Genomic DNA, 9,722 nt, shown 5'->3' with positions numbered 1-9,722 from the left:
GGAGCACTTCCCCTTCGACGACGGCCGCGGCATCGAGGTCAACGAGCGGTTCCGGGAGCTGCGGCAGCGCAAGGGGCTGCTCCGGGTGCGGCTCGCCTACGGTGAACCCACCTGGCTGGTCACCCGCTACGCGGACGCCCGGCTGGTGCTGGGCGATACGCGGTTCAGCCGCGCGATGTCGGTCGGCCGGGACTTCCCGCGCCAGGAAGAGGCGACGGAGCTGGCCGGGCTGATCACCATGGATGCCCCCGAACACACCCGGCTGCGCACGCTTTTGGTCAAAGCCCTCAGCAGATCCCGTATGGAAGCGCAGCGCCCGACGGTGCGGGCGGTGGCGGACGAGCTGCTGTCGTCGGCGATGAACGCCGGGCCGGGCATGGACATCGTGGTGGACTACGCGCAGAAGATGAGCGTGCTGTCCATCTGCGACCTGCTCGGCGTGCCGGTCTCGGACCGGGAGGTGTTCGAGTCGACCAGCGAGGCGCTGATGCCCGGCAGCGCCGTCGGCGCCGAGGACATGATGCGGAGGTTCGGTGCCCTGCGCGTCTGTACCGAGCGGCTCATCGCCGAGCGCCGGGCCCATCCCCGCGACGACCTGATGTCGGCGATGGTCCAGGCCCGGGAGGAGGAGGACCGGCTCACCGACGACGAGCTGATCGACCTGGTCGTCAGCATGCTGCTGGCCAGGTTCGAGGCGATCATCACCCAGATTCCGAACTGCGTCCACGTTCTCACGCGGGGCGACCGTGCGCTCTGGAACAGGCTGCGTGCGAACCCGGCCGAGCTGCCGGCGGCAGTCGAGGAGTTGCTGCGCAACAACGCCTCGGCTGGTGCCGGCCTGTTCGTCCGCTATGCGCGGGAGGACGTCAACGTCGGCGGCACGCTGGTGCGCGCGGGCGAAGCCCTGACCGTCGCCGTCGAGTCGGCCAACCATGACCCGGCCCGATTCGAGGACCCCGACGCGATCGACTTCACCCGGTCGGCCGGTGGACACCTCACCTTCGGCTACGGTGCGCACTACTGCGTCGGCGCCCAGCTCGGGCGCATCGACCTCCAGGAGGGACTGCGGGCGCTGCTCACCAGGGCCCCGGAGCTGACCGTCCGCGACATCACGTGGAGAGTACGGCCGCACATCCGGGGGCCGGAGGCGATGCGCGTGACCTGGCAGGGGGACTGATCTCCTGCACCACGAGAGGGGACACGATCGTGGCGTTGCTTCCGGCCTGGCGCCCAGTTGTCCCCTTTGCAGGTCAGCGAGCCGCGGCCTGCCAACTCCGCCGCGACGGGGGCCAGATGCTGCTCGCGCGGGGAAACCGGCCTCGGCGTACGCGCCGCCCGACTCCGCGATGAGGTGGTCGAGGGCTTTCGAGCCGTCGGCGACGTCCTCAGGGCCCGCGACCTCGACCTTCACCTTCCGGAACAGACCCGGCTGACGGGTCTGTGCGACCTCCTCGGCCCGTACGGGTGCGAGCCCCTTGGCGTCGCCCGTCTCCACGGCGTCGACGAACCGCTCCAGCAGCGCTTCGTCGACGCCCGGGTAGAGACTCACCGGCTGGACTTCCCCCGGTGACGTGTTGGCCGGTGCCACGTCTGCCCTCCGTCTCGGGGCGACTGCCGGGTTACGGCTGTGAGGACTAGCGGGACCTGAAGCGGCGGAAGAGGTTGCGGGCCACGTACACGCCCGGGCCGCCGAAGCCGACGATGTCGGCGCGTCCGTCACCGGTGATGTCGGCGAGGAAGCGAAGGTGCTTTTTGCTCGGAGTGCACACCAAGTTGTGGTGTGAAGATCAGCCTTCCGAACACTCCCTTCCCGCGTTTCACCCTTGAAGCACCACTGCAGGAACCGACATGTCCCCTGCAACAGCGGGCTCACATGGTCGACCTGGCTGATCGTTTCGTGCTCTTCCCCTTCCGGGCATCACCGTCAGGCTGCCCTCGCTGCCGGTCATCGTGAGCATCCCGTCGCGCTTCGGCATCGGCGTAGTGGGATCCGGCCCGAGCATCCGATGGTGAGGAGAGGCTTCCTCTGGCGTCCCCTTCTGCCACTCTGTGGTGTCCATGAACGCGATGCATTCCGCGAACCGGCGCAGCGCCGTGGGGCGTCGACTACGTGCTGCCTTCGCCATCGGTGTCCTGTGTGCCGTGGCCGCGTGCGGCGGACAGCCGTCCGAGGGCGGTCGGGCGATCAAGTCAAAGGTCCCGCCCGCGTCCTTCCCGGACACCCCCACCGCGACGTTCCAGGGGGCCTGGCCCTCCCCGGTCAGCGACGACGATCCGGCCGACGTGGTGACGCTGGGCGCGAGCCTCGCCTATACCTACGACCAGGACGACGTCGGTGTCACCGCCTTCCGGCTGGACTCCGGTGACCTCGCCTGGCACACGGCCGTCCCCGACGGCGGGAGCGTCGCACAGGCGCCCCGCCTCACGGGCGACAAGGTGATCGGTGCCTTCACCACCACGGAAGAGGGCAGCGGGATATACGCCGACCGGCGGGGCATCACCGTCGTCGCCCTGGACGCGGGCACCGGCGCCACCCTGTGGACACGCGCGATCTCCGTCGGCAAGGACACGGACCCCACGGCCGTCCCCCATGTGGTCGGCGCCGACGCCCAGCACGTACTCGTTGCCTCGGACGCCCCGGGCTACTCCGAGACCCCGCCGCTGTCCGCCCTGCTCGACACGCGAACCGGCCGGGTCGTCTGGACGGACACCGGCTTCGAGGGCGTGGACCTGGAGCCGTCGGTGGTCGTCGGCGTCCGCGACGACGGCGACTTCGTGGGCAGGTCCACCACCGACGGCGCCCAGCTGTGGAAGCGAGACCTCCGGCTCGGCGAGGCCCGGACCTCGGACCCAGGCCCCGGACTGACGTGGGCCGACGGCGCCGAGGCGGGCGGCACCCTGCTGATCGACCCCGCGACCGGTGCGACCCGTCTGGACTCGGGTGACACCTCCCTGGACGAGTGTCGCTACGACGGCTGGAACACCACCGTGTGCGCCGGGGCCGACAGTTCCGGCGGCGCGTCCGTGTGGGCCGTGGACGTGCGCAGCGCGCGTGTCCTGTGGCGACTGCCCGACGAGGCGGCGGACCGTGTCGCGCCCGAGATCACCGCGGTGTGGCACGGTGTGGTCTACGCCCAGGCAGGTCGGGCCATGACACTTGATGTCCGTACAGGAAGAGACCTCCGCACGGACATCGGTCTCGTCTCGCCCGCCATGGTCAATGACGGCTACGGCCTGGTTTACGACGCCACGGCTCGGGCCATCGACGTCTACCCGTCAGCCGATGCGTCCGCCGCCGGCTGAGCGTATGCCGGGCAGTTCCTCCGCCGTCGACGCCCCGCCCGTCCCCGCCGTCATCCAACGCGCCCGCGACTACGTCATGGCCACCGTCACAGAAACCCATTGGCGGGCCTCGGGGACAACTGTTATGTTTCCGGAGGCCGTGCGAGAGAACGAGGAGGTGGTACCCGTGAACGCAGTATCGACATGGGTGCTCCCCTCCGGGGTCACGGTCGGGCGATAGGTCGTCCGGGAGCGCCGTTCAAAGGCACTCTCGAAAGGCACGACCATGCACTTCACTTCTGAACAACGCCTCGACGACGGCGTTCTGGAGCGCGAATTCACCCTCGGGGAGATCCCCGGCATCCTGTGGACGCCCGCATCCGCACCCTCGCCGACGCCGCTGATCCTGCTCGGCCCTCCTCCTCTCGGGCTGCGCACGACGTACCCCCGACTGGTGGCCCGGGCCCGGCAGGCCGTGGCGGACGGCTTCGCCGCGGCCACCATCGAGCTCCCCGGAAGCGGCGACCGGCCCCGTTGGGCCGCCGCCGAGCAGGCCCGCGCCGACCTGCGCCGGGCGATGGAAGCCGGCGAGCCGGTCAGCGACGAGATCATCGACGCCCTCGTCCTCCCGCTCGTCGACAAAGCGGTCCCGGAATGGCAGGCCGCCCTGGACGCCCTCCTGTCGCTGCCCGGGATCGGCGGCCCGGTCGGGTACTCGGGGGGAGTGATCTCCATCGGCATCCGGTTGGCGGTGGTCGAGCCGCGCATCGTGGCCGCCGGATTCTTCACCGGGAGTTTCGTGCCTCGCGCCACGTTCGAGGAGGCCCGCCAGGTCACCATTCCGCTGCACGTCCTGCTGCAGTGGGACGACGAAGGGAACGACCGGCAGGCGGCCCTGGACCTGTTCGACGCCTTCGGCTCCGAGGAGAAGACCCTCCACGCCAACATGGGCGGGCACACCGGCGTGCCGCCGTTCGCGGGGGACGACGCGGCCCGGTTCTTCACCCGGCATCTGCGCCAGTGATGTGACCGGGAACCTTTGCCGGGTTGATCGCTGTACTGGTTGGACGTGAATCTCCAACCAGGAGACGGGAACGGCGCCACCGGTCGGGGTCCGCAGGCTGACTGAGCAGAAGGGACAGAAGCTTCAGCAGCTCATCCGGCGGGTGGCACGAACTCGGTGCGGTTCAGGCGGGCGATGATGCTGCCGGCTTCGGCCGGCGGCAGTGCCGTCCTGGCCATCGCCCGCCTGGCTCAGGCAGACGAGGACACCGCGAGGGACGGCGCCCGACGGGCCGTGACGGCCGGTGACGGCGGCGTGTGCGACCTATGCACAGTTCTCCGGGCTCGCCCGGCGGCACCGGGCGCTGCAGTTGGTCGAGGACGTGGACGCGCGTGCCGGGCACCGGCCGGATGTCCGGACACCGTACCGACGGCCGGCCGGGACTCCCTTGATACCAGGGGCGTGAACGATGGCGGGTTCGCCCGGCCGCCGCGTCAGGGGCAAGTCGCCCGGATCCGCAGGCGACTGGGTCATGGCCATCGCGCCCTTCGGAAGGAGAGGTCGCGTCAGCAGGATGCCAGGCCGTTCCTGCGCGGTCACAGTAGAGGGCGACACATGCGTCACCTGGCTTGCAGCTCGGCCAGTGCGCGACGGTGGGCGTCGCCCTCCCTGTGACCATTAGGCGGCTGGAGTGAGTTCGGCGCGGCCGAACAGGAGCGCGTAGCCGGAGGGGAGTTGGCGCAGGATGCGGGTGAGCAGTTCGGTGCCGGCGAAGGCTGCGACGGCGGAGAAGACGGAACCGGTGTCCCAGCGGGTGGTGGCCAGGCTGGCGCCGCTGCGGGCAGCCAGGTCCTTGACGAAGGCCCAGCCGGTCAGCGGCTGGGTGCTGGGTATCTGGGCGGTGAGGACGCGTGCGGCTTCCAAGGGAAGGCAGGCGGCCAGTTCGACGCGTTCGTCGCCCGTCAGCTGGCGTCCCAGCCCCGCGAGGACCAGGTGGACGGCTTCGTCGGCACGTTCGCGGGTGGGGTAGGCGCCTTCGTAGCGGATCTTCTCCAGCATCTGCTCGTATGCCGGCCCATAAGGCTGCTGGAGTGGTGCGCGCCGGTCGGACATCACTGCGGTCGTTGCCTTTCTGTCGCCGAGGTGGTGGTACCGGTGCCCGGCGGGCTGTGCGGGCACCGGGTGTGCGGTGGTCAGGTGGGTTGCGGGCGGCCGAAGAGCAGGTCGTAGCCCGCGGGGAGCTGGAACAGGATCTGCTGGAGCAGCTCGTCACCGGCCGCGTCGGCGACGGTGCTGAGGACGGCGCTGACGTCCCAGGCCGCGGTCTGGTCCGTGGCCCCCTCGATCCAGGCCGCCGTCGCTCGTACGAACCGCTCCGGTGGCAGGGGTTCGGCGCTCTGCAGCGGATTGAGCAGGACCAGGGAGAAGTCTTCCGGCAGGCGCGCCGCCAGCTGGGCGCGCACCTCGCCGACCAGGTGTGCGCCCAGCAGGGCGAGCACCACACGAGCCGCACGTTGTGCTTCGTGCCGGCTGTTGTACTCGCCGCGTTCCTGCACATGGTCGAGGAACGCTTCCCATCGCAGGGTCATGTCGGCCACCGCCCTTCTGCATCCCGGGGTGCGGAGGAGGGGGAGAGGGGAGAGGGGAGGGGGAGGGGAGGAGGTCAGGCGCCTGTCCTCCGCCGCTGATTGCGCTGGGTCGCCGGGATCAGCCCGAGATCTCCTTGCGGGAGTGGTCCCCGCCGATGGCGATCTTGCGGGGCTTGGCACGTTCGGCGATCGGGATGCGCAGGGTGAGGACCCCGGCGTCGTAGTCGGCCTTGATGTGCTCGGTGTCCAGAGTGTCGGCCAGCACGATCTGCCGGGAGAAGATGCCCAGCGGCCGCTCCGACAGTTCCATCTGCACGTCGTCGCTCTTCGCCATGGGCCGGCGCTCGGCCCTGACGGTCAGCATGTTCCGCTCGACGTCGATGTCGATGGCCTCCGCGCTGACGCCGGGGAGGTCGAAGGCCACGACGTACTCGTCGCCCTCGCGGTAGGCGTCCATCGCCATCGCGGACGGCCGCGACCAGGTGCCCGGGCCCGTCAGCTGCTGAGCCAGTCGATCGAGCTCACGGAAGGGGTCAGTGCGCATCAACATCGCGAAACACCTCCAGAGGTTCGGGGCAGTACCTGCCAATGCGCCTCACTGAAACCGTTGTAGCATGTCATCCAATGGATGACAAACATTGATGTCGTCAAAGCGATGACAGCCCGGAAGGAGGTGCCCATGGCACCAGCCGACCAGCCGGTCCCTCCCAGCGCCGACGCCCAGAGCCCGGCCTCGTTTCTGGCCGCCGCAGCGGCCCTGGAGATCATCAACAACGCCCTCACCGCCGCCCAGCACGACGTCCCCGGCACCTTCCCCGCCCAGAGCACCGGCCCCGAGCAGGCCCTGGCCTCCCTCCTGCTGCTGCGGCACGTCCGTGAGCAGCTCGCCGGATGGGAAACGGGCCTGATCGAAACCGCCCGTCGTGCAGGCGCCAGCTGGGCCGACCTCGCCCACCCCCTCGGCGTGGCCAGCCGCCAGGCTGCCGAACGCCGCTACCTGCGCAACCGGCCCGGCCCTGCCGGAACCACCGGCGAACAACGCGTCCAGGCCACCCGCGAGCGCCGCGCCGCCGACCGCACCCTCGCCGTCTGGGCCCGTCACCATGCCGCCGACCTGCGCCGCATAGCCGGTCAGATCAGCGCCCTCACCGACCTCCCCACCGCCGCCCGCCTCCCGCTCGGCCAACTCCGCGCAGCCCTCGCCCAGGACGATCCCGCCGCCCTCATCAGCCCCCTGAACGCCACCCGCCCCCACCTGATGGACACCCACCCCGACCTCACCGCCCAACTCGACACCCTCACGAACTCCGCCACGACCGCAGCCGCCGACCCCGGCTGACCGATCCGCAGGGAACGGACGTCGCCGGTCACCAGGGCCCGGCTTCGACCGCATCAGAGAGCTGTTGCCGGGTCGCCGGGGCGCGGTTCCAGCGCATCCGGGACCACGGCAGAGCCAATCGGCTCCGGTCGGAGACCTCCCGCGGGGCGAGGTCCGCGATCGGTGCGGCCTCGCGGTGGCGGGCGTAGACGGTGTCGACGTAGCGGTGGCCGGTGTCCGCGGCGATGAAGAGGACCGTTCGTCCGGGGGAGCGGTCGCGTTCGTGGCGGGCGGCGAGGTAGCCGGCGCCGGTCGACAGGCCCGCGAAGACCGCGTGCCGGCGCAGCAGGTCGACGCTGCCGGCCAGGGCCGCGTCGAAGGAGATCCAGTGCAGGGTGTCGTACAGCTCGTGCGAGACGTTCCCGAAGGGGATCGAGCTGCCGATCCCGGCGATGATGATCTCCGGGTCGGAGACGTGCTCGGCGCCGAAGGTGACGCTGCCGTACGGCTGGACACCGACCAGTTCGACGTCCGCCGGTCCCGCCGGGGTCGCGCGGAGGTAGCGGGCCAGGGCTCCGGTCGAGGCCCCCGAGCCGACGCCGCCGACGACGGTGAGCCCGTCCGTGCCGGCCTCATCCCGGATCCGGTCGGCGATCTCGCGGTAGCCGAGGTAGTGGACGTCGTCGTGGTACTGCCGCATCCAGTGGTACTCGGGATGTTCGGCGAGGATCTCGTGGATCCGCTCGACGCGCCGCTTCTGGTCGAGCTTGAGGTCGCTGCACGGTTCCATCTGCTCCAGCGTCGCCCCGAGGACGGCGAGCTGGGTGCGCAGCGTGTGGTCCACCGTCGTCGAGCCGACGATGTGGCAGCGCATGCCGTGCCGGTGGCAGGCCAGGGCGAGGGCGTAGGCGTAGATGCCACTGGAGCTGTCCAGCAGGGTGTCGCCGCGCCGCACCACCCTGGTGTCCAGCAGGTGGCGCACCGCGGCGAGGGCGGAGACCACCTTCATCGTCTCAAAGCGCAGGCAGACGAGCCGGTCGTCGAGGCGTATCAGGTCCGGGCGGCCGATCGACTCCGCGATGTGCTGGTCCATCCAGGATCTCCTTGGGGGTGGTGAACGTCGTGAAGGTCCGGGTGGCGGGGATGCCGTGGGCGTCCAGGGCGCGCAGGCAGCTGCGGACGCGGTGGCGCAGGCCCGGCGCGGCCGGGTCGAACAGCACGCCCGCCACCGCGCCGCTGTGCGCGATCTGGACACCCGCCGCCCCGGCCCGGCGGGCGATGGCCGTCAGCGCGTCGAACTCCGGGTGGCCGAGCACCTGCTGGCCGCGCCGCGCACTGGCGGTGGCGACCTGGCCGAGCAGCCGTACGTCGCCGGTCGCCACCGCCCGGCGCAGCCGTGTGCGCATCCGCTCCCAGGCTTGTACGTCGCTGTCGCGGGGCTCGTGCACGGGCAGGGACAGGGTGTCCACGGGCGCGCCCCCGCCGAGGGCGCAGCCCACCACGACCAGCGGCGGCAGGGCCGGGCCGAGGACCTCCAGGACCCGGCCCTCCCGCTGGGCGAACAGCACCGGGCGGCCGTCCAGCATCAGCGGATCGCAGGCCGATTCCGCGTGCACGGCCAGCCGGGCGACCGTGTCGGGGGTCAGTCGCAGTCCGTACGCATCCGCGACCGCGCGCACGGTGGCGATCACGTCGCTGGTGGAGCTGCCCATGCCCAGGCCCACCGGTACCTCACCGGTGAGCCGCAACTCCCCGCCGCAGGGCGGCCGGCCGGTCCGCTCCGCGCACTCCGCCACCGCGAGGGCCGCGGCTCGCGCGGCCTTCGTACGGTCGGCGGGTACGACGGTGAGCGCCTCGGGCGCCGTCCCGGGCCGGCGGACGAACGCGGCGCTGCTGCCGGGCCCGGCCATCGGCAGGGTGACCAGGCCCGCGCACCGGCGTCCATCGTCGTCGAGGAAGACGCCCTGGAGGATCTCGCCGTGGTGGCAGGGGGCGTACCCGGTGCCGGTGACCTCTTCACCGGCACGGGCACCGGCACCCGGCACGGCCGTGCGGGCGGCGGGAATCACGCGCCGCTCACCGTCCGGTAGCGGTACAGAACCGTCTCCTCGGCGCTGAACTGCGAGAAGGGAAACGGTTCCGCGGACAGGGCGGTGACACCCGAGCCGAGGAAGGCGCGGGCGACGGCGCTGCCGCTCTGCGCGTAGACGATCAGCGGGACGCCCCGGGACCGGCAGCGCTCCAGGATGGTGTCGAACGAGCCGTTGCTCAGGGTCATTCCGGTGGCGACGACGGCCTCGGCACGGTCCAGCACCTCGTGCATGTCGTCGGTGACGGGGTCGCCCCACTGGGTGGTCTTGAGGTTGAAGTCGCAGGGCAGCGGCCGGCCGCCGCGCTCGCGTATCGCGGCGATCAACGGGTTGACGACGCCGATGAGACCGACCGTCGCGCCTTCCTCGATGTCCAGCAGTCCGGCGATGGCCCCGTCGCGGGCCCTTGCACGGACCTCCGGGGTGCCGGCGGGGAGGGT

At 71.2% G+C, this 9,722-nt stretch carries 11 protein-coding genes and 2 pseudogenes; 6 read left to right on the top strand and 7 right to left on the bottom strand.

What is annotated here, in order from left to right; all coding sequences use genetic code 11:
- Together LE181_RS30630 and LE181_RS30625 are read left to right on the top strand one after the other, a co-directional pair.
- Nucleotides 1–1,177, top strand: a 1,177-nt coding sequence (locus LE181_RS30630) for a cytochrome P450 (protein ID WP_225664766.1), incomplete at its 5' end; no start/stop codon positions are given.
- A gap of 174 nt (nt 1,178–1,351) precedes the next feature.
- Nucleotides 1,352–1,570, top strand: a complete 219-nt coding sequence (locus tag LE181_RS30625) for a hypothetical protein (protein ID WP_225664765.1) — start codon at nt 1,352–1,354, stop codon at nt 1,568–1,570.
- Between the two features lie 64 nt (nt 1,571–1,634).
- Here the strand turns inward: LE181_RS30625 and LE181_RS30620 are convergent.
- A pseudogene (locus LE181_RS30620) lies at nt 1,635–1,751 on the bottom strand (VCBS repeat-containing protein); the annotation flags it as partial.
- Nucleotides 1,752–2,067: 316 nt separating this feature from the next.
- On the opposite strand from LE181_RS30620, the gene LE181_RS30615 reads away from it, so the two are divergent.
- From LE181_RS30615 to LE181_RS30605, 3 genes and pseudogenes are all read left to right on the top strand, one after another.
- The gene (locus LE181_RS30615) at nt 2,068–3,303 is read left to right on the top strand and encodes an outer membrane protein assembly factor BamB family protein (RefSeq protein ID WP_225664764.1); all 1,236 of its coding nucleotides are present in this window, start codon (nt 2,068–2,070) and stop codon (nt 3,301–3,303) included.
- A 265-nt stretch (nt 3,304–3,568) separates the two neighbouring features.
- On the top strand, nt 3,569–4,306 hold the full coding sequence (locus LE181_RS30610) for an alpha/beta hydrolase (RefSeq protein ID WP_225664763.1): 738 nt from the start codon (nt 3,569–3,571) through the stop codon (nt 4,304–4,306).
- A 49-nt stretch (nt 4,307–4,355) separates the two neighbouring features.
- Nucleotides 4,356–4,564, top strand: a pseudogene (locus tag LE181_RS30605) (hypothetical protein); the annotation flags it as partial.
- A 399-nt stretch (nt 4,565–4,963) separates the two neighbouring features.
- Here LE181_RS30605 and LE181_RS30600 read toward each other — a convergent pair.
- From LE181_RS30600 to LE181_RS30590, 3 genes are all read right to left on the bottom strand, one after another.
- A complete protein-coding gene (locus LE181_RS30600) occupies nt 4,964–5,401 on the bottom strand; it encodes a DUF2267 domain-containing protein (RefSeq protein WP_225664767.1) in 438 nt (145 codons plus the stop codon).
- Nucleotides 5,402–5,478: 77 nt separating this feature from the next.
- Complete coding sequence (locus tag LE181_RS30595; RefSeq protein ID WP_225664762.1) at nt 5,479–5,874, bottom strand: DUF2267 domain-containing protein; 396 nt, start codon at nt 5,872–5,874, stop codon at nt 5,479–5,481.
- Between the two features lie 118 nt (nt 5,875–5,992).
- Nucleotides 5,993–6,424, bottom strand: coding sequence for an Hsp20/alpha crystallin family protein (locus LE181_RS30590; protein ID WP_225664761.1), 432 nt, complete (start codon nt 6,422–6,424; stop codon nt 5,993–5,995).
- 129 nt (nt 6,425–6,553) lie between these two features.
- Here LE181_RS30590 and LE181_RS30585 point away from each other — a divergent pair, with 129 nt between their 5' ends.
- On the top strand, nt 6,554–7,213 hold the full coding sequence (locus LE181_RS30585) for a type III effector protein (protein ID WP_225664760.1): 660 nt from the start codon (nt 6,554–6,556) through the stop codon (nt 7,211–7,213).
- A gap of 28 nt (nt 7,214–7,241) precedes the next feature.
- Here LE181_RS30585 and LE181_RS30580 read toward each other — a convergent pair whose 3' ends face one another.
- The 3 genes from LE181_RS30580 to LE181_RS30570 all read right to left on the bottom strand — a co-directional run.
- The gene (locus LE181_RS30580) at nt 7,242–8,285 is read right to left on the bottom strand and encodes a pyridoxal-phosphate dependent enzyme (RefSeq protein ID WP_225664759.1); all 1,044 of its coding nucleotides are present in this window, start codon (nt 8,283–8,285) and stop codon (nt 7,242–7,244) included.
- Entirely contained in the window at nt 8,206–9,261 is a 1,056-nt protein-coding gene (locus LE181_RS30575) for a GHMP family kinase ATP-binding protein (protein ID WP_225664758.1), read from the bottom strand. Before LE181_RS30575 ends, LE181_RS30580 begins: the two co-directional genes overlap by 80 nt.
- Nucleotides 9,258–9,722 (bottom strand): Rossmann-like domain-containing protein (locus LE181_RS30570; protein WP_263869599.1); only part of this gene is annotated, 465 nt, incomplete at its 5' end. The genes LE181_RS30570 and LE181_RS30575, both read right to left, overlap by 4 nt.

Origin of the sequence: Streptomyces sichuanensis (assembly GCF_020328095.1) — a bacterium.
Classification (GTDB): domain Bacteria; phylum Actinomycetota; class Actinomycetes; order Streptomycetales; family Streptomycetaceae; genus Streptomyces; species Streptomyces cinnamoneus.
Note: the sequence above shows the minus strand (reverse complement) of the source record. Positions and strands in the feature narration are given on the sequence as shown.

Excerpts from the sequence above, each read along its gene's own strand:
- LE181_RS30580 (WP_225664759.1), bottom strand. The coding sequence starts at position 8,285 with ATGGACCAGCACATCGCGGAGTCGATCGGCCGCCCGGACCTGATACGC.
- LE181_RS30590 (WP_225664761.1), bottom strand. The coding sequence starts at position 6,424 with ATGTTGATGCGCACTGACCCCTTCCGTGAGCTCGATCGACTGGCTCAG.
- LE181_RS30595 (WP_225664762.1), bottom strand. The coding sequence starts at position 5,874 with ATGACCCTGCGATGGGAAGCGTTCCTCGACCATGTGCAGGAACGCGGC.
- LE181_RS30610 (WP_225664763.1), top strand. The coding sequence starts at position 3,569 with ATGCACTTCACTTCTGAACAACGCCTCGACGACGGCGTTCTGGAGCGC.
- LE181_RS30615 (WP_225664764.1), top strand. The coding sequence starts at position 2,068 with ATGCATTCCGCGAACCGGCGCAGCGCCGTGGGGCGTCGACTACGTGCT.
- LE181_RS30585 (WP_225664760.1), top strand. The coding sequence starts at position 6,554 with ATGGCACCAGCCGACCAGCCGGTCCCTCCCAGCGCCGACGCCCAGAGC.